Source organism: Streptomyces sp. NPDC054834 (assembly GCF_053611185.1).
The window spans coordinates 120,981-142,991 of sequence record NZ_JBSGZV010000013.1 but is presented as its reverse complement, the minus strand read 5'-3'; the positions used below and the strand labels follow the sequence as shown (position 1 = coordinate 142,991).

Genomic DNA, 22,011 nt, shown 5'->3' with positions numbered 1-22,011 from the left:
TTGATGGACAAATGATGTCATTACAAACGTTGACCTCAGGGTGGCGCGACGGTTCTATCTCGTCATGGGCAACAGCCGTGTTAACGGCATGTGATCCGCAGTGTTCGCTCGATCAGCCGCTTCTCCTTTCCCCCGCAGCACAGTGAGGTGCCGGAAAGATGGACCGTTCGTCCCACCCGCGTTCCCGCAGAACCATCCCCGTCGTTGCCGCAGCGGCGGCGGCCGCCCTGCTTGTCGCCGGATGCTCCAGCAGCTCCGGCGGCAAGAAGGCCGACGAAGCCGGGAACGACATCTCGGCCGGCAAGGCCAACACTCCCCGCATGACGATCGCGATGATCACGCACGCGGCCCCTGGCGACACCTTCTGGGACACGATTCGCAAGGGCGCCCAGGCCGCCGCCGCCAAGGACAACGTCAAGCTGGTCTACTCCAGTGACCCCAACGGTCCCAACCAGTCGAACCTGGTGCAGAACGCGATCGACCAGAAGGTCGACGGCATCGCTGTCACTCTTGCCAAGCCGGACGCCATGAAGACCGTGGTCGCCCAGGCCGAGAAGGCCGGCATCCCCGTCGTCGGCTTCAACACCGGCGTGCAGGACTGGAAGAAGCAGGGCCTGCTCGAGTACTTCGGCCAGGACGAGAGCATCGCCGGTGAGGCGTTCGGCCGCAGGCTCAACCAGGCCGGCGCCAAGCACACCGTCTGCGTGATCATGGAACAGGGGCAGGTGGCTCTGGAGGCCCGCTGCGCGGGCGTGAAGAAGACCTTCAGCGGCAAGACCGACATCCTCTACGTCAACGGCACCGACATGCCGTCCGTGAAGTCGACGATCACCGCCAAGCTCAAGACGGACTCCTCCATCGACTACGTCACCACGCTCGGCGCCCCGTTCGCGATGACCGCCATCCAGTCCATCGCCGAGTCGGGCAGCAAGGCCAAGCTCGCCACGTTCGACCTCAACAAGGACGCGGTCGGCGCCATCAAGGCCGGCAAGATCCAGTGGGCCATCGACCAGCAGCCCTACCTCCAGGGGTACCTGTCGGTCGACTCGCTGTGGCTCTACAAGACGAACGGAAACTACAGCGGCGGTGGCGAGGCGCCCGTGCTGACCGGGCCGGCCTTCGTCGACAAGTCCAACGTCGCCAAGATCGCCCAGTTCGCCGCGAAGGGAACCCGTTGATCACCGTGACCCAGACCACGGCTCCGGCGAAGGGCTCCCCGTCGCCGACCACGCCGGCGGCCCCGGAGAAGGACCTCTCCCGTCCCCTGCCGCACAGTGAGGTGTCGTAAGGATGGACCGCTTGTCCCACCCTCGTTCCCTCAGAATCACCCCCTTCGTTGCCGCAGCGGCGGCGGCCGCCCTGCTTGTCGCCGGATGCTCCAGCAGCTCCGGCGGCAAGAAGGCCGACGAGGCCGGGAACGACATCTCGGCCGGCAAGGCCTCCACTCCCCGTATGACGGTCGCGATGATCACGCATGCCGCGCCCGGTGACACCTTCTGGGACACCGTCCGCAAGGGCGCCCAGGCCGCCGCCGCCAAGGACAACATCAAGCTCGTCTACTCCTCCGACCCGAACGCCGGCAACCAGGCCAACCTGGTGCAGAACGCGATCGACCAGAAGGTCGACGGCATCGCCGTCACCCTCGCCAAGCCGGACGCGCTCAAGAGCGTCGTCGCCAAGGCCGGGCAGGCGGGCATACCCGTCGTCGGCTTCAACTCCGGTGTGAGCGACTGGAAGAAGCTGGGCCTGCTGGAGTTCTTCGGGCAGGACGAGTCAGTGGCCGGTGAGGCGTTCGGCAAGAAGCTCAACGAGGTCGGCGCCAAGCACACGGTCTGCGTCGTCCAGGAGCAGGGCAACATCGGCCTCACCCAGCGGTGTGACGGACTGAAGAAGACCTTCTCCGGCAAGACGGACATCCTCTATGTCAACGGTACCGACATGCCGTCCGTGAAGTCGACGATCACCGCCAAGCTCAAGCAGGACTCGTCCATCGACTTCGTGGCGACGCTCGCCGCCCCGATCGCACTCACCGCTTCACAGTCGTTGTCCGAGTCGGGCAGCAAGGCCAAGCTCGCCACCTTCGACCTCAACAAGGACCTGGTGAAGGCCGTCCAGGACGGCAAGATCCAGTGGGCCATCGACCAGCAGCCCTACCTCCAGGGCTACCTGTCGGTCGACTCCATGTGGCTCTACAAGAACAACGGCAACTACAGCGGCGGCGGTGCGGCGGCCGTGCTGACCGGCCCGGCCATCGTCGACAAGTCCGACATCGACAAGGTCGCCGCATTCGCCGCGAAGGGTACTCGGTGATGACCATGACCCAGACCACGGCTCCGGCGACGGGCTCCCCGTCACCGGCCCCGCCGACCCGTACAAAGGACGGCCGCACGTCTGAACGGCCACTGGCCCTCCGGTTGTTGGCGCGGCCGGAGGTGGGTGTCTTCCTCGGTGCCGCCGCGGTGTACGTGTTCTTCCTGATCGCCGCCCCGCCTGTGCGCGACGGCAGTTCGATGGCCACGGTCCTCTACCAGTCGTCGACGATCGGCATCATGGCGCTGCCGGTCGCGCTGCTGATGATCGGCGGCGAGTTCGACCTGTCGTCCGGCGTCGCCGTGATCACCTCGGCCCTCACCGCGAGCATGCTCGCCTATCAGCTGAGCATGAACGTCTGGGTGGGAGTGCTCGTGGCACTCCTCGTGTCACTGGCCGTCGGCTTCTTCAACGGCTGGATGGTGGTCAAGACCGGCCTGCCCAGCTTCCTGATCACCCTGGGCACCTTCCTGATCCTCCAGGGCGTCAACCTCGCGGTGACCAAGCTGGTCACCGGCAACGTGGCGACCGACGACATCAGCGACATGGACGGCTTCGGCCAGGCGCAGAAGATCTTCGCCTCCTCGTTCGACATCGGTGGCGTCCAGGTGAAGATCACCGTGTTCTACTGGCTGGCCTTCGCCGCTTTGGCCACCTGGGTCCTGCTGCGCACCAAGTACGGCAACTGGATCTTCGCGGTCGGCGGCAACAAGGAGAGCGCACGGGCGGTCGGCGTGCCCGTGACCTTCACCAAGATCTCGCTGTTCATGCTGGTCGGCGTGGGCGCGTGGTTCGTCGGGATGCACCAGCTGTTCACCTTCAACACGGTGCAGTCGGGCGAGGGCGTGGGACAGGAGCTGATCTACATCGCGGCAGCGGTGATCGGCGGCTGTCTGCTGACCGGCGGCGCCGGTTCCGCGATCGGCCCGGTCTTCGGCGCGTTCATGTTCGGCATGGTCAACCAGGGCATCGTGTTCGCCGGTTGGAACCCCGACTGGTTCAAGGCCTTCCTCGGCGTCATGCTGCTCGGCGCCGTCCTGATCAATCTGTGGGTCCGCCAGTCGGCGACCAGGAGGTGACCCAACCCATGACATCCAACAACGGAGCCGGCACGCACGGCGCAATCCTCGCGGACAATGCCACGGACAAGGACAGTGCCACCGTCGAACTGCGCGGCGCCGGCAAGTCGTACGGCAACATCCGCGCCCTGCACGGCGTAGAGCTGAAGGTCTACCCCAGCCAGGTCACCTGCGTGCTCGGCGACAACGGCGCCGGCAAGTCGACCCTGATCAAAATCATCTCCGGGCTGCACCAGCACACCGAGGGCGACTTCCTCGTCGACGGCGAACCGGTGCACTTCTCCACCCCGCGCCAGGCCCTCGACTGCGGCATCGCCACCGTCTACCAGGACCTGGCGACGGTCCCGCTGATGCCGGTGTGGCGCAACTTCTTCCTCGGCTCCGAGATGACCAAGGGCCCCTGGCCCGTCCGCCGCCTCGACATCGAGAAGATGAAGAAGACCGCCGACCACGAGCTGCGCGAGATGGGCATCCTCCTCGACGACCTCGAGCAGCCCATCGGCACCCTCTCCGGCGGCCAGCGCCAGTGCGTGGCCATCGCCCGCGCCGTCTACTTCGGCGCCCGCGTCCTGATCCTGGACGAGCCCACCGCCGCTCTCGGCGTCAAGCAGTCCGGCGTGGTGCTGAAGTACGTCGCCGCCGCCCGCGACCGCGGTCTGGGCGTCATCTTCATCACCCACAACCCCCACCACGCCTACATGGTGGGCGACCACTTCAGCGTGCTGCGCCTGGGCACCATGGAACTGTCCGCCGAACGCAGCGAGATCACGCTCGAGGAACTGACCAACCACATGGCCGGAGGCACCGAACTCGCGGCACTCAAGCACGAGTTGGCCCAGGTCCGCGGCGTCGACGTGGAGGAGCTCCCCGAAGCGGACGCCCTTCAGGTCGGCGCCCCCCAGGCCAACTGACCCTCACCAGCACCGGAGACATCACGAACATGCCACCTCAGCGAGCACTGGGTGTTGCCGTCGTCGGCACCGGCAAGATGGGCGCGGACCATGTGCGCAGACTCCACGACGTCATCAGCGGGGCACGCGTGACAGCCGTCGTCGACATCGACGCGGACCGCGCCAAAACGCTCGCGGACGCCATCGAGGGCTGCACGGCGTACACCGAACCCACGGCGGCCATGGCAGCGACGGACGTCGACGCCGTACTCATCGCTTCGCCGGGGCCCGCCCACGAGGCGGCCCTGCTCGAAGCCCTCGGCCGTGACCTGCCGGTGCTGTGCGAGAAGCCGCTCACCCCCGACGCGGCCTCCGCCCTTCGCGTCCTGGAGGCGGAGCAGCGGCTCGGGCACCGGCGCGTCCAGGTGGGCTTCATGCGGCGGTACGACGGCGAATACATGAAGCTGAAGCGGCTCCTCGACGGCGGGGAGCTGGGCAGGGCACTGATGCTGCACCACCGGCACCGGAACCTGTCCATGCCGCCGTGGTTCACCAACGAGATGCTCATCAACGACTCGGTGGTCCACGAGATGGACGTGACACGCTGGCTCCTCGATCAGGAGATCACAGCGGTCACCGTGCACAAGCCGGCCCCGACGTCACATGCTCCGGCCGGTATGGACGACCCTCAATTCGTCCTCTTCGAAACCGAGTCGGGTGCCCTGGTCGACGTCGAGATCTTCGGACACTGCGGCTACGGCTACCAGGTGCAGGCCGAAGCGGTCTGCGAGCGGGGCACCGTACGGATCGACGACGAGCACGGCCCGCGGCTGACCGCCGAAGGCCGTTGGGGTGGCCGTGTCACACCGGACTACCTCGAGCGTTTCGACGACGCCTACGACCGCGAGGTTCAGGCCTGGGTGGACGCCACGCGGCGCGGCGAGACGACCGGCCCCAGTGTCTGGGACGGCTATGCGGCCGCTGCCGTGTGCGAGGCGGGCGTGCTCTCCCAGCGGGAGGGGCGGCGCGTCGAGGTCGAGCTGATCGAGCGACCCGCTTTCTACCAGTAGGCGGCACCCAGCAGTTGAGGGCGGTACCCGTACGGGTACCGCCCTCTTCCGTTGCTTCTCAGCTGACGTCCGGAAGCACCGTACGCGGCCGGACCGGGAACCCGGCCGCCTGGTAGCACTCGTCGATGAGACGCATGGTGGTCAGCGCGTCGTCCGCGTCGAGAACCAGTGGCGCACCATCCCGCAGGTGGGCCGCGAAGGCCTCCAGCTGGAAGGTGTACGACGACCGGCGGCCGAGTTCCTCGGTGCGCTCGCCGGCGGCCGTGCGTACCACCACGCGGTCGTCCAGGTGCGGCTGCACGAAGTTCATCACCGTGGCCTCGCCACGCGTGCCCACGACACGGCAGCTCATCTGCCACTTGTCGTACGCCATGTGGCAGTTGGCCGTACCGGTGACCCCGCCGGGAAACTCCAGATCGGCATACAGCCACTCGTCGACGCCCGCGACCCCGGCCTTCTCACCGCCGCGCGCGGCGACCAGCCGGGGCGCCCCGCCCGCCCAGGGCGCGAGCATGCGCTGGGCATGCAGGCTGTAGCACCCGAGGTCCATCAGCGCGCCGCCCGCCAGCGGGAGCGACCACCGTACGTCGCTGTCCGGCGGCGCGGGCATGGCGACCATGGTCTCGACGTGCCGGAGATCGCCCAACTCCCCGCTGTCCAGCAGCTCGTGCAGGCGCAGAATGACCGGGTGGAACAGGTAGTGGAAGCCCTCCATGAACACCGTGCCCGCCTTGGCGACGGCCTCGTGGACCTCGGCCGCCTCCGCCGCGTTGCTCGCGGACGGCTTCTCGGTGAGGACGTGCTTGCCGGCCTGGAGGGCGGCCAGGTTCCAAGGCCCGTGCAGGCTGTTGGCCAGCGGGTTGTAGACGACCTCGATCTCCGGGTCGGCGACAAGGTCGGCGTAGGAGCCGACCACCCGCTCCACGCCGTGCGTGGCGGCAAAGGCCTCGGCCCGGTCACGGGCGCGGGCGGCCACCGCGACAAGGCGGTGGCCGCCGGCACGGGCCGGCCCGACGATGGACAGCTCGGCGATCCGGGCCGCGCCCAGGACGCCGACCCGCAGGGGCTCGTCCGTCATGCCTTGCGCACCTCGTCGAGTCGTACGGGCCGGTGCTCACGGAGCGACAGGGTGCACGCCTCGGCGATCCAGCTCGCCTCGATGGCGTCCGCGACCGTGCAGGGGGAGATACGGGTACCGGCGACGACTTCGGTGAACGCAGTGAGTTCGGCGCGGTAGGCGGCGGCGAACCGGTCCATGAAGAAGTCGTGCGGGGTGCCCGCCGGGAACGTGACACCCGGCTCCACGGAGCGCAGCGGCAGCTTGTCCTCCAGGCCGACCGCGATGCTGTCCTTCATACCGTGCAGCTCCAGGCGCACGTCGTAACCGCGGGCGTTGTGACGGGAGTTGGAGATGACGGCGATGGCGCCGTCGTCGAGGGTGAGCAGGGTGGACGCCGTGTCGACATCACCCGCCTCACGGATGTACTCCACACCCCGGTTGCCACCGGTCGCGTAGACCTCGACCACCTCGCGGCCGGTCACCCAGCGCACGATGTCGAAGTCGTGCACGCTGCAGTCGCGGAAGATGCCGCCGGAGACGGCCACGTAGGCGGGCGGCGGCGGGGCGGGATCGAGGGTGGTGGACCGTACGGTGTGCAGGTCGCCGAGCTCGCCGCTCAGTACGGCCCGGCGCGCGGCCACACAGCCCGCGTCGAAGCGTCTGTTGTAGCCGATGTGCACCTCGACGCCGCTGCCCTCCACCGCCCGCAGCACCTCCAGGCTCTCCTCGACTCCGCGTGCCACGGGCTTCTCGCAGAAGACGGGGATGCCCGCCTTCACGGCGGCGAGGATGAGCTGGGGGTGCGCATCGGTCGCGGCGGCGATCACGACACCGTCGACTCCGGCGGCCAGCAGGGCCTCGGGAGAGTCGGCGGCGGTGGCCCCGAAGCGTTCGGTGGCCGTGGCGACGGCCGCGGCCACCGGGTCGGTGACCACCAGGGAGTCCACCGCGTCGAGCCCGGCGAGGGTCTCCGTGTGGAAGGCGCCGATGCGGCCCAGTCCCATGATGCCTATACGCATGAGAATCGTGCTCCTTCTGCCCGAGGGCGGTTCAGTCCTGGCCGCCGAAGACGTTCTGGTCCCAGTCGATGACCGAGCCGGTCACCACGCCGCTGCGGTCGGAGAGCAGGAAGACGACGAAGTCGGCGATCTCGTCGACCTGGCCGAGCTTGCCCATGGGCTGCGAGCGGGCGGCCTTCTCCCGCCAGTCGTCGCCCGCGTCGTGGAAGGCGCGCTGCGTGGCGTCCTCACCCTCGGTGTCCGTCCAGCCGATGTTGAGGGTGTTGATCCGGATCCGGTCCCAGCGGTGCGCGTGCGCGGCGTTGCGCGTCAGGCCCGCCAGACCGGCCTTGGCCGTCGAGTACGGAGCCAGGTGGGGCGGCCCGCCGTGGGCGCAGTTGGAGCCGATGTTGACGATGGTGCCCGGCGCCTTGCGGGCCGTCATGTCGGCCACCGCCGCCTGCATCGCGAAGAACGGCGCGCGCAGATTGATCGCCATGTGCTGGTCGAACAGTTCCGGCGTGGTGTCCAGCAGCGAGCCACGCGTCGTCAGCCCGGCCGCGTTGACGAGACAGTCGACGCGCCCGTGAGCGTCGACGGCCACTACGGCGCTGTCGCGCGCCTGCGCCGGATCGGAGAGGTCCGCCCGCACGAAGTGCGCGCCCGTGTCCGCGGCGAGCTTCTCGCCGACCTCGGCCCGACGGCCGGTGAAGACGACGGTCGCGCCTTCCCGTACGGCCGCCCGCACGATGCCCGCGCCGACGCCCTGGCTGCCGCCGTTGACGAGGACGACTTTGTCCTCAAGAAGTCCCATGAGTGGTGGTGTCCCTTTCAGCTCTCGCGACGCTTGGCGGCCGCCTGCAGTTCCTGGCGCAGCCGCTGAGGGGCCCAGCCCTCGGCGACGGCCTGCCAGACGGTGTCCGCCTGGGAGGGTGGGGCGAGACCGTCAACCGGCGGGTCGAGGTCCAGGTTGGTGGGGAAGGGATAGCCCTCGGCGGTGGCCGCGATCACACGGCGCAGCCAGTCGTCCGAGGCGCCCTCGGACTTGCGGCGCAGCAGCACCGGGAACAGCGCGTTCGCCATCGCCTCGCGGTCCACGCTCTCCATCGCGCGGCCGAACGCGGAGGAGATCTGCAACAGGTTCGCCATGCGCCTGATGTCGGCCGACCGGTTGTGTCCGGCGGCGTGGAAGAGCGCCGGGTTGAAGAAGACCGCGTCACCCTTCTCCAGCGGGAGCTGGACGCGGTGGGCATCGAAGTACTCGACGAACTGCGGCAGTCGCCAGGCGAGATAGCCGGACTCGAACTTCTGCGAGTGCGGCAGGTACAGGGTCGGGCCGGACTCGACGGGCATGTCGCAGTGGGCCACCGCGCCCTGCAGGGTGAGCACCGGCGAGAGGCGGTGGACGTGCGCCGGGTAGGCGGCGGCGCGCTCCTGGGAGAGGAAGCCGAGGTGGTAGTCGCGGTGGACGTTCTGCGCCGCGCCGCCCGGGTTGACCACGTTGACCTGGGAGGTCACCTGGTAGGCGGGGCCGAGCCAGGCCTCGGCGATCAGCTCCAGGATGTCGTTGGCGTAGTAGTCGGCGAAGACCTCCGGCGCACGTACGGCCACCTTGTCCAGGGCGTTCCAGACGCGGTCGTTCGCGCCGGGCTTGGCGAAGTGGTCGCCGCGGGCCGCGCCGCTCGCCCGCTCCTCCTCGATCAGTGCGCGGAAGGCCTCGGACGCCGCGTCCACGACGGCCGCGTCGGTGAAGGCACCCTTGAGGACCACGATGCCGGGCCCGTCCAGCAGAGCCCGGACCAACTCGTCCTGGACGCTCCGGCGGCCCTCCGGGGAGGTCACCAGGGAGCGGAGCCGATCGCTGGCGTAGAGCGGGACGTTCTGTTCGACCCGCTCGGCCGAGGGGTGGCCCGCGGGGTCGGTGCGCTGCTCCACGAGTGAGCGGAACACGTCGAGATCGCAGTCCGCCTCGGTCAACCAAGTCCGCACTCCCGCGGCTATGGAAGACATCCGGGTCCTTTCGCAGTCCGTGCATTTCTGCCAGTCTTGAGAACCCGAACCCATCATTCAATGCTTATCAGCGCATCAAAAATCCATCATCATCCTTGGGATCAGTCATGCGACACCCCTACCCGATCAGGGAAATCGCTCGCCAGGCCGGACTGAGCACGGCCACCGTCGACCGCGTCCTCAACGACCGGGGCAACGTGACGGAGAGCACCATCAGGGAGGTGCACGAAGCCATCAAGGACCTGGACCGCCAGCAGAGCCAGGTACGGCTCGGGGGCCGCACCTTCATGATCGACATCGTGATGCAGACCCCGGAGCGGTTCTCCACCGCCGTCCGGGAGGCGCTCGAAGCCGAACTGCCCTCTCTGCATCCCGCTCACGTGCGCTCGCGCTTCCACTTCCGGGAGGCCTGCCCTCCCGAGGAGCTGATCGGAACCCTGGACAAGATCGCGAAGCGTGGCACCCAGGGCGTGATCCTCAAGGCCCCCGACGAGCCGGAGATCGCAGCCGCGGTCGGCCGGCTTGTCACGGCCGGCATCCCCGTCGTCACCCTGGTGACCGACCTGCCCCACAGTGCGCGCCTGGCATACGTCGGCATCGACAACCGCGCCGCCGGCGCCACCGCCGCCTACCTCCTCGGACAGTGGCTGGGCAAGCGGCCCGGCAACGTGCTCACCACCATCAGCCGGGGCTCCTTCCGGGGCGAGGAAGAACGCGAGATGGGCTTCCGCAGCGCGATGCGCCTCGCCGACCCCAGACGATCCCTGGTGGAGGTCACCGACAGCGACGGCCTGGACGCCACCCAGCACGATCTCGTCCTGGCGGCGCTCAAGCGGGACGAGGACATCATCGCCGTCTACTCCGCGGGTGGGGGCAACCTCGCCACCCTCGACGCCTTCGACGCGCTCGGGCGGGAGTGCGCGGTGTTCATCGCGCACGACCTCGACCACGACAACACCCGCCTGCTGCGCGAGCGCCGGCTGTCCGCGGTCCTCCACCACGACCTGCGCCAGGACATGCGACGCGCCTGCCAGATCATCATGCGCGCCCACAAGGCACTCCCCGACGACGGCCCCTCGCTGCCCTCGGCGATCCAGGTGGTCACGCCGTTCAACATGCCACCAGGTGCTCCGTCCGTGCCGGCCGTCGGCTGAAACCCGCTGTGAGCCTTCGCTCGGCTGTGCACTCCGCAGCAGGCCACAGTACTTGCGCGCCTCAGGGCGGCAGGTCCCACGTTCCCCAAGATCCCATGACTGGAGTCTCTCAACTCGCCCCTTGAGAGAGCCAAGCTGCGGATGGATTGGGCAAGGCCGGCGACCGCTCATTTCGTAGGCGGCCAGCGACGTCCAGCGACGTCGCAGTGATCGCGTCGGCCATGTGCTGCTCGCGGCCACTCATGGACGGTCTCCTACAAGGACGGTCGCCTCGTAGCGGACCGCCAACTTGTCGTACCTCGTGGCCACGGCTCCAAGCCTCGTGAGGCGACTCACCAGAAGGCCCCTGGGCCGCTATCAGTACGGGCCATTACCCAGTCACTCCAGCCGACCTCAGCAGCAGCGGCTCTGTGATCCACGGAGCCCAGGCCCAGCCTCCCGCCGCCTCTCCGCCCCGATTCCCCTACCAGCCCCCGGGCGGCGGCATGGCAGCGGAACAGCTGCTTCCGTTTCCCTGCGTCCTGCGAGCGTCCCGAATCCCGTCACGGGCTTGACCAGGCGAGCACGGCCAGTAGTTCAGCCAGCGGACCCGCAACAGCTAGGGCGCTTCCCTGGCCCCACACGGGCATTGGTCAAGAACGCGTCCGTTCTGACTTTCGGCCCCGCACACGCGGGGATGACTCCGCGTTCGGGGCGACCACGAACGCGACATAGATTTCGGCCCCCCACGCGGGGATAACTCCTACGTCGCCACGACGCCGGACGACCTGCACACGTAGGCCTCGCACATGCGGGGATAGCTCAGTCGGGCTGTACCGGGTGGCGGCACCCGTTAATCGGCCCCGCGCCCGCGGGGATCGCTCGGAGAGGGCCCCATGTGGGTGCTCTACAACAGTCGGCCCCGGGCACGCAGGGTGATCAGACTCGTGCGTCTCGCTGCTGAACTTCCTTGAGGACTCCGGCCACTGTCGCCAAGTCATTGTCCACGTGGAGAACAGTGTGCCCATGGTGCACAGCAGTCGCGCACACCAGCAGGTCAATCGCTCCGGCCGCCCGATGCTGCCCCCGCTGGGTCAGCTTGTACTGGGCGGTGTCGACCCAACGCCAGGCGTTCTTCGGAACTGGAGAGAGCAGGCAGAGCGCGTCCAGTTCCTCCGCCAGCTCATCTCGATGAGACGGGCTGGTCGCCGAGTAGAGGAATTCGGCTCGTGTCGGCTCGCAGAGGTGGAATACCCCGGCGGCGATGTGTCCCTCCCAGGGACGCAGCGCGCCTGGGGTGCGGAACAGGTGCCACAGAGCCGAGGTGTCCACCAGGTACGTGATCACTCGAAGGCCTCGCGTCGCGCACGCTTCTCGGCGCCATGCGCCGCTGCGGCCTGCTCGAACTCGCCACGCGCACCTCGCGCGGCCAGCTTCTCCGCGGCCTCCAGCCTCTTGATCCGTGCCACGTAGTCCCGAAGAGCCGCGTTCACCGTCTCCTTCTTCGTCGTGGCACCCATGAGCCGCATGGCCTCGGCCAGCGCCTCGTCATCGAGATCAATCTGCGTGACGGACACCGGACACCTCCAACATCCACGATGTATGCATTCACGATACATCGCCAACATTGAATACCAACCGCTTCCCGGTCCAGGGCGGTCAGCAAGGGCGCCTCACCTAATGCGAATCACCCCATGGACCCCATGTCCGACTTGACCGGAATCAGCGTCCCGAATCTGTCCTGCCGATCATGAAGCGCGCCTTAAAACGCGCCGTCGGCATCCCTCGACTCACTTGCCAGCCAGTAAATTTGCTCGTCAGAAGGTTTCTGCCCGCGTAGCGAGTGGTGGGGCGGGTGGGACTCGAACCCACGGCCGGCGGATTATGAGTCCGCTGCTCTAACCGGCTGAGCTACCGCCCCATAGCGGCGTGTCGCGTACATGTGTGCGCGCCGTCTGCCGCAGCATAGCCGGTCATACGATCTCCTGCCTCGGATGGTCGGCTTCCCGCGGCCCTTCATGACCTTGAGGACTCGGGCGCGGGTGCGGCGGTTCCCCCGGACATGAAAAAGGACCCCTGAGGGGTCCTCGTTCAGCATGCTCCCCCGACTGGACTCGAACCAGTAACCTGCCGGTTAACAGCCGGCTGCTCTGCCAATTGAGCTACGGAGGACCGAGCTCCCCCGACTGGACTCGAACCAGTAACCTGCCGGTTAACAGCCGGCTGCTCTGCCAATTGAGCTACGGAGGAATGCCTCGTTGCATCGAACGTACCTCCCTGGGTATCCGCCAGGGGGCGCCCGCTCGCTGCGACACATACATTAGCGCAAGCAGGGGGGTGCTCCGCCAATCGGTACTCCCCGGCGCCGTCGCCGCACGAGAGAGCTACGCATGGGAAGGTGGTCGTCATGCGCTACCGGCTGACGTTCGTCGTCGGACTCGCCCTTGGTTACGTCCTGGGCACGAGGGCCGGACGCGAACGCTACGAGACGCTGAAGAAGTCCGCTCGGCAGATCGCCCAGAACCCGGCCGTCCGCAACACCGCCGAGACCGCCGCCCAGCAGGGGCGCCAGTTCGCGGGCAAGGCCCTGCACTCAGTGAGCGACAAGGTCGGCGACCGCGTCCCCGAATCGGTGGCCCAACGAGTCCGCTCCCTACGCCACCACAACGGCCACAGCACCACCCCGGAAGACGACTGGGGCACCAGCAACACCTAGAACCTCTCCAACGCCGGGCACACCGACCGACCCACGGGCACGGGGCTGTGACATATGCGGCTCCGCCGCGTGGGCGCGACCAGCCAGAACGCACCCGCGCCCGCACCCGCACAGTCACCCCTACGGCGCCCACGGCCAAAGCAAGCGCAGCGCTACGGCAGAATTTGAGGCATGGGGATAGTCGCCGGGTTGGACAGCTCGCCCGATTTCACTCGCATCGTGGTCTGCGACACGGACACGGGTGCCGTGCTGCGCCAGGGATACGCGCCGCATCCGGTCGACATGCCGGAAGGCGGGCCGCGGTCCAGCGACGTGGACCCGCAGGCCTGGCTGCTGTCCCTGGGGGAAGCGGCGGGCGGCGGGCTGCTCGAGGGCGTGCAGGCCATCGGCGTGTCCGCACAGCAGAACGCGCTGATTCCCCTGGACGCGCAGGGCTCCACCGTGCGCCCGGCGATGGTCGGCGGCGACAAGCGGGCGCAGGTCGCGGCGGCCGACCTGATCGACGCGCTGGGCGGGCGCGAGGCGTGGGCGCAGGCGGTGGGGTGCGTTCCGCAGGCCGCGCAGCCCGTCACCAAGCTGCGCTGGCTCGCCAAGAGCGAGCCGGAGAACGCGCGGCGGACCGCCATGCTGCTCCAGGCCCACGACTGGCTGGTGTGGCAGCTGCTCGGGCGGCCGGTGCGCCGGACCACTGATCGCGGCGGGGCCTCCGGCACCGGGTACTGGTCGGCGGCCACCGGCGGCTACCGGCCGGATCTGGTCGAGCTGGCGCTCGGTCACCAGGCGATGCTGCCGGAGGTGATCGGCCCGTCCGACGCGGCCGGTACGACGCCGGAGGGGCTGCTGATCTCCGCCGGGACCGGCGAGACGATGGCCGCCGCCTTCGGTCTCGGGCTGGGGCTCGGGGACGCCGTGGTGTCCCTGGGGGCTTCGGGGTCGGTGATGGCCGTCCACCCGGAGGCGCTCGTCGACCAGAGCGGGATGATCACCTCGCTCGCCGACGCCACCGGCATGCACCTGCCGGTCGTGACCACCCTGAACGCGGTACGGACCCTGCGCGGAACCGCCGAACTCCTCGGCGTCTCGGACCTGGAGAGCCTGTCCGATCTGGCGATGAAGTCCACGCCGGGGTCCCACGGTCTGGTGCTCCTGCCCTATCTGGAGGGCGAACGGACGCCCACCCTCCCGCACACCGCCGGCACGCTGGCCGGGCTGCGGCGCGAGTCGATGAAGCCCGAGCATCTGGCGCGGGCCGCGTTCGAGGGCATGCTGTGCGGGCTCGCGGACGCGCTCGACGTACTGCGTGGCCGGGGCGTGGACGTACGGCGGATCTTCCTGCTCGGCGGGGCCGCCGAACTGCCCGCCGTGCAGGCCGCCGCGCCCTCGCTGTTCGGCGCGCAGGTCGTCGTACCGCAGCCCGCCGACTACGCGGCGATCGGTGCCGCCCGGCAGGCCGCGTGGGCGCTCGGAGTGTCGCAGGGCACCCTCGACCCGCGTACCCCGCCGGCCTGGCAGGGTGCGGCGGCGCAAGTGCTGGACCCGGGTGAGGAACTGGCGGTGGGGCAGGCCGTGCGGCAGCAGTTCGTGTCGGTGCGAGAGCAGACCCATCCCGGAGCATTTCGCCCATAAGGGTTACAACACCCAAAATTTATAAGGCTGCTGGAGCACCGCTGTTGGCTTAATCGGTTGAGGTAACGCGGGTGCAGTGTTCGACGATAGGGGCCAAGGGCAACCGAACGCCCCCTTCGCCGACCCCGAGAGACCTAGCGTGCTCATACGACTTCTTCGGGCCTGTCTCAGGCCTTACAAGAAACCCATAGCCGTGCTGGTGCTGCTGCAGTTCCTGCAGACCTGCGCCACCCTCTACCTGCCCACCCTGAACGCAGACATCATCGACAAGGGTGTCGTGAAGGGGGACACCGGTTACATCCTCTCCTTCGGCGCCCTGATGATCGGCATCTCGCTGGCGCAGGTCGTGTGCAACATGGGAGCCGTGTACTACGGCGCCCGGACCGCCGCGGCGCTCGGCCGGGACGTTCGGGCCGCCGTCTTCGACCGTGTGCAGTCGTTCTCCTCGCGCGAGGTGGGCCACTTCGGCGCGCCCTCCCTCATCACGCGTACGACCAATGACGTACAGCAGGTCCAGATGCTGGCCCTGATGACGTTCACCCTGATGGTGTCGGCGCCCATCATGTGTGTCGGCGGTATCGTGCTGGCGCTCGGACTGGACGTGCCGCTGTCCGGGGTGCTGGTGGCGGTCGTGCCGGTGCTGGGCATCAGCGTCACGCTGATCGTGCGGCGGCTGCGCCCGCTGTTCCGGTCGATGCAGGTGCGCCTGGACACGGTGAACCGGGTGCTGCGCGAGCAGATCTCCGGCAACCGGGTCATCCGCGCCTTCGTCCGGGACGAGTACGAGGCGGACCGTTTCCGGAAGGCGAACGGCGATCTCACCGAGATGCAACTGGCCACCGGGCGGATGCTCGCACTGATGTTCCCGATCGTGATGACGGTGGTCAACCTGTCGTCGATCGCGGTCGTGTGGTTCGGCGCGCACCGCATCGACAGCGGCGGAATGGCGATCGGCGACCTGACAGCGTTCCTCGCCTACCTGATGCAGATCGTCATGTCCGTGATGATGGCCACCTTCATGTTCATGATGGTGCCTCGCGCGGAGGTGTGCGCCGAGCGCATCCAGGAGATCCTCGACACCGACTCCAGCGTGGTGCCGCCGACGGCCCCCGTCGTGGAGCTGCGCCGGCACGGCCACCTGGAGATCCGGGGGGCGGGCTTCCGCTATCCGGGTGCCGAGGAGCCGGTGCTCAAGGGGGTCGACCTGGTGGCCCGGCCCGGTGAGACCACCGCCGTGATCGGCTCCACCGGCAGCGGCAAGTCGACGCTGCTCGGGCTCGTCCCGCGGCTGTTCGACGCGACCGAGGGCGCGGTGCTCGTCGACGGCGTCGACGTCCAGGAGGTCGAGCCGAAGCTGCTGGCGAAGACGGTGGGCCTGGTCCCGCAGAAGCCGTACCTGTTCGCGGGCACGGTGGCCACCAACCTGCGGTACGGCAACCCGGACGCCACCGACGAGGAGCTGTGGCACGCGCTGGAGGTCGCGCAGGCCAAGGAGTTCGTGTCGAACCTGGAGGGCGGGCTGAACGCGCCCATCGCACAGGGCGGTACGAACGTCTCCGGCGGCCAGCGCCAGCGGCTCGCCATCGCCCGTACGCTCGTGCAGCGCCCGGAGATCTACCTCTTCGACGACTCCTTCTCCGCGCTCGACTACGCCACCGACGCGGCCCTGCGCAAGGCGCTGGCCCATGAGACCGCCGAGGCGACCGTCGTGATCGTCGCCCAGCGCGTGGCGACCATCCGGGAAGCCGACCGGATCGTGGTCCTGGACGAGGGCCGGGTGGTCGGCACGGGCCGGCACCACGAACTCATGGCGGACAACGAGACCTACCGGGAGATCGTGCTCTCCCAGCTGACGGAAGCGGAGGCCGCCTGATGGCAGGGCCCATGGGACGCATGATGGCCGGGGGCGGCCCCGACCAGCGCTCGATGGACTTCAAGGGCTCGGGCAAACGGCTCGTCGCCCGGTTCGGGCCGGAACGGCTCACCATCTACGCACTGCTGCTGTGCGTGGTCGTCAGCGTCGGCCTCAGCGTGATCGGCCCGAAGATCCTCGGCAAGGCCACCGACCTGGTCTTCGCGGGCATCATCGGGCGGCAGATGCCGGCCGGGGCCACCAAGGAGCAGGTGCTCGACTCCATGCGCGAACGGGGCCAGGGCTCCGTCGCGGACATGCTGAGGAGCACCGACTTCACCCCGGGCAAGGGCATCGACTTCGACGCCGTCGGCAAGGTCCTGCTGCTCGCGCTCGGTACGTTCCTCGTGGCCGGTCTGCTGATGGCGGTGGCGACGCGGCTGGTCAACCGGGCCGTCAACCGCACGATGTACCGGATGCGCGAGGACGTGCAGACGAAGCTGTCCCGGCTGCCGCTGTCGTACTTCGACAAGCGCCAGCGCGGCGAGGTGCTCTCCCGCGCCACCAACGACATCGACAACATCGGCCAGACGCTCCAGCAGTCGATGGGCCAGCTGATCAACTCGCTGCTGACCATCATCGGCGTGCTCGTGATGATGTTCTGGGTGTCCTGGCTGCTCGCCCTGGTGGCCCTGGTCACCGTGCCGCTGTCGTTCGTGGTCGCCACCCGGGTCGGCAAGCGGTCGCAGCCGCACTTCGTGCAGCAGTGGCGCTCGACCGGCAAGCTGAACGCGCACATCGAGGAGATGTACACCGGGCACACCCTGGTGAAGGTGTTCGGGCGGCAGGACGAGTCGGCCAAGCAGTTCGCCGAGCAGAACGACGCGCTGTACGAGGCCTCGTTCAAGGCGCAGTTCAACAGCGGGGTCATGCAGCCGCTGATGATGTTCGTGTCGAACCTGAACTATGTGCTCGTCGCCGTGGTCGGCGGTCTGCGGGTGGCGTCCGGCGCGCTGTCGATCGGTGACGTGCAGGCCTTCATCCAGTACTCGCGGCAGTTCTCGATGCCGCTGACCCAGGTCGCCTCGATGGCCAACCTGGTGCAGTCGGGCGTCGCCTCGGCCGAGCGGATCTTCGAACTCCTGGACGCGGAGGAGCAGGAGCCGGATCCGGTGGCGGCCGAGAAGCCCGCGGAGCTGCGCGGGCGGGTGGCGCTGGAGCACGTGTCGTTCCGGTACGACCCCGAGAAGCCGCTGATCGAGGACCTGTCGCTGAAGGTGGAGCCCGGGCAGACGGTCGCGATCGTCGGCCCGACCGGCGCGGGCAAGACCACCCTGGTCAATCTGCTCATGCGGTTCTACGACGTCAGCGGCGGGCGCATCACCCTCGACGGTGTGGACATCCGGAAGATGTCCCGGGACGAACTGCGCGCCGGGATCGGCATGGTGCTCCAGGACACCTGGCTGTTCGGCGGCACGATCGCGGAGAACATCGCGTACGGCGCCTCGCGCGAGGTCACCCGCGGGGAGATCGAGGAGGCGGCGCGGGCGGCCCACGCGGACCGGTTCGTGCGCACCCTCCCCGACGGCTACGACACCGTGATCGACGACGAGGGCACGGGGGTCAGCGCCGGCGAGAAGCAGCTCATCACCATCGCGCGGGCGTTCCTGTCCGACCCGGTGATCCTGGTGCTGGACGAGGCGACGAGCTCCGTCGACACCCGCACCGAGGTGCTGATCCAGAAGGCCATGGCCAAGCTGGCGCACGGCAGGACGTCCTTCGTGATCGCGCACCGGCTGTCGACGATCCGGGACGCGGACACGATCCTCGTCATGGAGAACGGCTCGATCGTCGAACAGGGCGCCCACACGGAGCTGCTCGCCGCGGACGGTGCCTACGCGCGGCTGTACAAGGCGCAGTTCGCGCAGGCGGTGGCCGAGGTCGACTGAGCCGGCGGGACAGAGGACCCCAGGGGGCCGCTCGCGTCGGGTGAGCGGCCCCCGTTCAGTCCAGGTAGCCGCGCAGCTGGTCGGCGAACGCGTGGTCCCGCAGCTTGTTCAGGGTCTTGGACTCGATCTGCCGGATGCGTTCCCGGGTCACGCCGAAGATGCGCCCTATCTCCTCGAGGGTGCGGGGGCGGCCGTCGGCGAGGCCGTAGCGCAGCTGTACGACCTTCCGCTCGCGCTCGCCGAGGGTGGACAGGACGGCCTCCAGGTGCTCCTTGAGCAGCAGGAACGCCGCCGACTCCACGGGGGAGGCCGCGTCGCCGTCCTCGATCAGGTCACCGAGCGCGACATCGTCCTCCTCCCCGACGGGCGCGTGCAGCGACACCGGCTCCTGGGCGAGGCGGAGCACCTCGCCGACCCGCTCGGGCGGCAGGTCGAGGTGGGCGGCGACCTCTTCGGGGGGCGGCTCGTACCCGCGCTCCTGGAGCATCCGCCGCTGCACCCGTACGACCCGGTTGATGAGCTCGACGACGTGCACGGGGACGCGGATGGTGCGGGCCTGGTCGGCGAGGGCGCGGGACATGGCCTGGCGGATCCACCAGGTGGCGTACGTGGAGAACTTGTAGCCGCGGGCGTAGTCGAACTTCTCCACGGCCCGGATGAGCCCGAGGTTGCCCTCCTGGACCAGGTCCAGCATGGTCAGGCCGCGTCCGATGTACCGCTTGGCGACGGACACGACGAGCCGCAGGTTGGCCTCGATGAGCCGGCGCTTGGCCATGCGGCCCATCACGACCAGTTTGTCCAGATCGAGGGCGAGCTGGCTGTCCAGGTCGGGCGTGCTGCTCAGCTTCTCCTCGGCGAACAGCCCGGCCTCGACCCGGCGGGCCAGCTCGACCTCCTCGGCCGCGGTGAGCAGCGGGATGCGGCCGATCTCGCGCAGGTACTGGCGGAACAGGTCCGAGGAGGGACCGCTGGTGTCGGCGCGGGCGATCGCCGCCGGAGCTTCGACGGGCGCCTCGGCGGGCTCATCGGCCAGCGCCTCGGCGGGCGGATCCGCCGGCTCGGCCGCGTCCGCTTGCTCCGGCTCCGGCTCCGGCTCCGGGTGGTGCGCGGCACGGCTCTGCGGCGGAACCACCGCGAAGACCTCGCTCTCGGCGTCCGGCTCGTCCGTCGCGGTGCTCTCGGTGCTGTCGGTCTGTGTGAGGGTCTGGGTCTGCACGGGGGCGACCTCCAGGGTGATCGCTGCTGAGTGGAACCGCGGGGAGCGCGATCCGTGGGGGACGGATCAGCAGCGCTCCGAGGACTCAGGCACCGCACCCCAGTGTGGGGTAAGACACATCACCGCCACGAGAGGCTTGCGGTGACTTTTTGCGTTCGTGCCGTGACCGGGCGGTGACGGGAGGGACGCGCAATCGCTCAGAGAGCGGCCGCGCCCTGCTCGTGCAGTGTCCGGCCGTACTGCTGGAGGACCCACAACTCGTTCTGTACGGCTGCCAGGTGGGCCGGGTCACTGCCTGTGCCGAGGCGGGCGAGGGTGCTCTGGATGTCCTGGATGCGGCGGTCGACGGCGCGGCGGCGGACCCAGACGAGCTGTTCGCCGGCGTAGGCCTCGTCGACCGTGCGGCGCATGATCGCTTCCACGGCCAGCTCGGTCACCATCGCGCGGACCGTGTCGTCGGGGGCCGCCTCGCGGACGCGGACCAGGTACTCCTGGGAATCCTGCGTGCCGTACTCGGCGCCGCCCGCGTCCATGATCGCCTGGCGTACGGCCGCGTAGGGCGGGGCGGTGAACTCGTCGATCCCGTAGGCGTCGAAGGCCGGGGAGACCAGCTCCGGCCGCTGGAGGGCGAGTTTCAGCAGCTCGCGTTCCGTGGCGTACACCGGGTTGCGGAGGTTCAGCGCGGGGCCGGAAGGGGCCCGTACGGCGGCGTACTCCCGCGGGGGGCGCTGGGGGGCCGTCGGCGCCGGGCCCCTGCCGCCGCGATCGCGGGCCCAACGGGCGAGCTGGGAGACCCGCTTGACCACGAACTGCGTGTCGAGGATGCCGAGCATCCCGGCCAGCTCGACGGCGACCTCGTGCTGGGCGCCGCTGTTCTTGATGCGGGCCACGATCGGGGCGGCCTCGTCCAGTGCGGCGGCCCGCCCCGCCGGGGTGTTCAGGTCGTAGCGGCTCACGATCTGGCGCAGCGCGAACTCGAAGAGCGGCGTACGCGGTTCGGCCAGGTCGGCCACCGCCTCGTCACCCTTGGCCAGGCGCAGGTCGCAGGGGTCCATGCCGTCGGGAGCGATCGCGATGTACGTCTCGGCGGCGAACTTCTGGTCGTCCTCGAAGGCGCGCAGGGCGGCCTTCTGCCCGGCCGCGTCGCCGTCGAAGGTGAAGATCACGCGTGCGCTGCCGTTGTCCATCAGCAGACGGCGCAGGATCTTGATGTGATCGCCGCCGAAGGCCGTGCCGCAGGTCGCGATCGCCGTGGTCACCCCGGCCAGGTGGCAGGCCATGACGTCGGTGTAGCCCTCGACGACCACCGCGCGGGAGGTCTTGGCGATCTCCTTCTTCGCCAGGTCGATGCCGTACAGGACCTGGCTCTTCTTGTAGATCGCCGTATCGGGCGTGTTGAGGTACTTGGGGCCGTTGTCCGCCTCGTACAGCTTGCGCGCGCCGAAGCCGACCACCTCGCCGCCGATGTCCCGGATGGGCCACATCAGGCGGCCCCGGAAGCGGTCGATGGGGCCGCGGCGGCCCTCCTGGGAGAGGCCGGAGAGGAGCAGCTCCTTGTCGGTGAAGCCCTTGCCGCGCAGATAGCGAGTGAGGTGGTCCCAGCCCTGGGGGCTGTAGCCCACGCCGAAGTGGACGGCGGCGGCCTGGTCGAAGCCGCGTTCGGCCAGGAAGACGCGGCCGGTCTCGGCCTCGGGGCTGGTGGCGAGCTGCTCCGCGTACCACTGCGCGGCGATCTTGTGGGCCTCGACCAGGCGGATCCGCTCACCGCGCTGGTGGGCCGGGTTGTACCCGCCCTCCTCATAGCGCAGGGTGATGCCGGCCTGCGCGGCGAGGCGCTCGACCGCCTCCGAGAAGGAGAGGTGGTCGACCTTCATCACGAACGTGATGGTGTCGCCGCCCTCCTGGCAGCCGAAGCAGTGGAAGAGTCCCTTGCTCGGGCTGACCTGGAAGGACGGCGACTTCTCGTCGTGGAACGGGCACAGGCCCTTGAGGTTGCCCCCGCCCGCGTTGCGCAGCTGGAGGTACTCGGACACGACGGAGTCGATCGGGACCGCGTCCCGTACCGCCTTCACGTCCTCGTCGTTGATCCGTCCTGCCACGCG

General features: G+C 68.9%; 18 protein-coding genes and 3 tRNA genes. 10 read left to right on the top strand and 11 right to left on the bottom strand.

All coding sequences use genetic code 11. The annotated features are described in order from the left end of the window. Positions 1-158: 158 nt before the first annotated feature. The 5 genes from ACWGJM_RS19675 (at position 159) to ACWGJM_RS19655 (ending at position 5,349) form a co-directional block, all read left to right on the top strand. A complete protein-coding gene (locus ACWGJM_RS19675) occupies positions 159-1,178 on the top strand; it encodes a sugar ABC transporter substrate-binding protein (RefSeq protein ID WP_453412946.1) in 1,020 nt (339 codons plus the stop codon). Positions 1,179-1,290: 112 nt separating this feature from the next. Continuing rightward, positions 1,291-2,310, top strand: coding sequence for a sugar ABC transporter substrate-binding protein (locus ACWGJM_RS19670; protein ID WP_453412945.1), 1,020 nt, complete (start codon positions 1,291-1,293; stop codon positions 2,308-2,310). After that, the gene (locus ACWGJM_RS19665; protein WP_453412944.1) at positions 2,310-3,389 is read left to right on the top strand and encodes an ABC transporter permease; all 1,080 of its coding nucleotides are present in this window, start codon (positions 2,310-2,312) and stop codon (positions 3,387-3,389) included. Before ACWGJM_RS19670 ends, ACWGJM_RS19665 begins: the two co-directional genes overlap by 1 nt. 8 nt (positions 3,390-3,397) lie before the next feature. Continuing rightward, on the top strand, positions 3,398-4,300 hold the full coding sequence (locus tag ACWGJM_RS19660) for an ATP-binding cassette domain-containing protein (RefSeq protein ID WP_453412943.1): 903 nt from the start codon (positions 3,398-3,400) through the stop codon (positions 4,298-4,300). A gap of 29 nt (positions 4,301-4,329) precedes the next feature. Further along, complete coding sequence (locus ACWGJM_RS19655) at positions 4,330-5,349, top strand: Gfo/Idh/MocA family protein (RefSeq protein ID WP_453412942.1); 1,020 nt, start codon at positions 4,330-4,332, stop codon at positions 5,347-5,349. Between the two features lie 58 nt (positions 5,350-5,407). Here the strand turns inward: ACWGJM_RS19655 and ACWGJM_RS19650 are convergent, their stop codons facing one another. Genes ACWGJM_RS19650 through ACWGJM_RS19635 form a run of 4 tightly spaced genes read right to left on the bottom strand, consistent with a single transcriptional unit; the run spans position 5,408 to position 9,417 of the window. Continuing rightward, complete coding sequence (locus ACWGJM_RS19650; RefSeq protein ID WP_453412941.1) at positions 5,408-6,427, bottom strand: Gfo/Idh/MocA family protein; 1,020 nt, start codon at positions 6,425-6,427, stop codon at positions 5,408-5,410. After that, on the bottom strand, positions 6,424-7,428 hold the full coding sequence (locus ACWGJM_RS19645) for a Gfo/Idh/MocA family protein (protein ID WP_453412940.1): 1,005 nt from the start codon (positions 7,426-7,428) through the stop codon (positions 6,424-6,426). The genes ACWGJM_RS19650 and ACWGJM_RS19645 overlap by 4 nt, the downstream gene beginning before the upstream one ends. Positions 7,429-7,459: 31 nt before the next feature. After that, positions 7,460-8,221 carry an SDR family oxidoreductase gene (locus tag ACWGJM_RS19640; RefSeq protein WP_453412939.1) on the bottom strand — a complete coding sequence of 254 codons (762 nt, stop codon included), beginning with the start codon at positions 8,219-8,221 and terminating at the stop codon, positions 7,460-7,462. 17 nt (positions 8,222-8,238) lie between these two features. Then, positions 8,239-9,417 carry a phytanoyl-CoA dioxygenase family protein gene (locus tag ACWGJM_RS19635; RefSeq protein ID WP_453412938.1) on the bottom strand — a complete coding sequence of 393 codons (1,179 nt, stop codon included), beginning with the start codon at positions 9,415-9,417 and terminating at the stop codon, positions 8,239-8,241. Positions 9,418-9,524: 107 nt separating this feature from the next. On the opposite strand from ACWGJM_RS19635, the gene ACWGJM_RS19630 reads away from it, so the two are divergent. Then, positions 9,525-10,571: a LacI family DNA-binding transcriptional regulator gene (locus ACWGJM_RS19630; RefSeq protein ID WP_453412937.1), complete on the top strand. Its 1,047-nt coding sequence runs from the start codon at positions 9,525-9,527 to the stop codon at positions 10,569-10,571. Positions 10,572-11,489: 918 nt separating this feature from the next. Here ACWGJM_RS19630 and ACWGJM_RS19625 read toward each other — a convergent pair. The 5 genes from ACWGJM_RS19625 to ACWGJM_RS19605 form a co-directional block, all read right to left on the bottom strand. After that, positions 11,490-11,897, bottom strand: a complete 408-nt coding sequence (locus ACWGJM_RS19625) for a PIN domain-containing protein (RefSeq protein WP_453412936.1) — start codon at positions 11,895-11,897, stop codon at positions 11,490-11,492. Beyond that, complete coding sequence (locus tag ACWGJM_RS19620) at positions 11,894-12,127, bottom strand: type II toxin-antitoxin system VapB family antitoxin (protein ID WP_453412935.1); 234 nt, start codon at positions 12,125-12,127, stop codon at positions 11,894-11,896. Before ACWGJM_RS19620 ends, ACWGJM_RS19625 begins: the two co-directional genes overlap by 4 nt. 267 nt (positions 12,128-12,394) lie before the next feature. Continuing rightward, positions 12,395-12,471 (bottom strand) — tRNA-Ile (locus tag ACWGJM_RS19615). 178 nt (positions 12,472-12,649) lie between these two features. After that, positions 12,650-12,722, bottom strand: a tRNA-Asn gene (locus ACWGJM_RS19610). Between the two features lie 5 nt (positions 12,723-12,727). Then, positions 12,728-12,800 (bottom strand) — tRNA-Asn (locus ACWGJM_RS19605). A 157-nt stretch (positions 12,801-12,957) separates the two neighbouring features. Between ACWGJM_RS19605 and ACWGJM_RS19600 the strand changes: the two genes are divergently transcribed. The 4 genes from ACWGJM_RS19600 to ACWGJM_RS19585 all read left to right on the top strand — a co-directional run bounded on the left by ACWGJM_RS19600 (position 12,958) and on the right by ACWGJM_RS19585 (position 18,693). Beyond that, positions 12,958-13,266, top strand: a complete 309-nt coding sequence (locus ACWGJM_RS19600; RefSeq protein ID WP_453412934.1) for a YtxH domain-containing protein — start codon at positions 12,958-12,960, stop codon at positions 13,264-13,266. A gap of 171 nt (positions 13,267-13,437) precedes the next feature. Then, positions 13,438-14,892: a xylulokinase gene (locus tag ACWGJM_RS19595; RefSeq protein WP_453412933.1), complete on the top strand. Its 1,455-nt coding sequence runs from the start codon at positions 13,438-13,440 to the stop codon at positions 14,890-14,892. 139 nt (positions 14,893-15,031) lie between these two features. After that, the gene (locus tag ACWGJM_RS19590) at positions 15,032-16,765 is read left to right on the top strand and encodes an ABC transporter ATP-binding protein (RefSeq protein ID WP_453412932.1); all 1,734 of its coding nucleotides are present in this window, start codon (positions 15,032-15,034) and stop codon (positions 16,763-16,765) included. Then, positions 16,765-18,693: an ABC transporter ATP-binding protein gene (locus tag ACWGJM_RS19585; RefSeq protein ID WP_453412931.1), complete on the top strand. Its 1,929-nt coding sequence runs from the start codon at positions 16,765-16,767 to the stop codon at positions 18,691-18,693. The genes ACWGJM_RS19590 and ACWGJM_RS19585 overlap by 1 nt, the downstream gene beginning before the upstream one ends. Before the next feature lie 55 nt (positions 18,694-18,748). Here the strand turns inward: ACWGJM_RS19585 and ACWGJM_RS19580 are convergent, their stop codons facing one another. Further along, positions 18,749-19,930, bottom strand: coding sequence for an RNA polymerase sigma factor (locus ACWGJM_RS19580; RefSeq protein WP_453413013.1), 1,182 nt, complete (start codon positions 19,928-19,930; stop codon positions 18,749-18,751). Positions 19,931-20,106: 176 nt separating this feature from the next. Next, positions 20,107-22,008, bottom strand: coding sequence for a DNA primase (dnaG, locus tag ACWGJM_RS19575; RefSeq protein WP_453412930.1), 1,902 nt, complete (start codon positions 22,006-22,008; stop codon positions 20,107-20,109). Positions 22,009-22,011 lie beyond the last annotated feature (3 nt).